The sequence below is a fragment of the Paraburkholderia sp. NMBU_R16 genome, from assembly GCF_013282575.1.
GTDB lineage: Bacteria > Pseudomonadota > Gammaproteobacteria > Burkholderiales > Burkholderiaceae > Trinickia.
The window spans coordinates 1-250 of sequence record NZ_JAAAYE010000515.1 but is presented as its reverse complement, the minus strand read 5'-3'; the positions used below and the strand labels follow the sequence as shown (position 1 = coordinate 250).

Below are 250 nucleotides of genomic sequence, written 5' to 3'. Positions count from 1 at the left end.
TCGCCCAGCGTGCCCTGTGCCGCATTGGGCTCGACGATGCGACGCTCGCTCTTGCGGCCAAACAACTGGCGCTGGAACCACGCGACTTGCGCGCGCAATTGCGCGTTCTCGCTGAGTACCGTTTCGCTGTGGCGCGACAATCTGGATGAGAGACGCGCGACAAACAAGATGAGAATGTCGCGGCGAGGTTGATGATGCCGATGTTGATTGACGCTGACAAGCGTTTGTTGATTGACGCTCGGCGCATGTT

At 59.2% G+C, this 250-nt stretch carries 1 protein-coding gene; it reads right to left on the bottom strand.

The genetic code is table 11. The annotated features are described in order from the left end of the window. Positions 1-250, bottom strand: a 250-nt coding sequence (locus GWC77_RS28950; RefSeq protein WP_217283484.1) for a transposase, incomplete at both ends; no start/stop codon positions are given.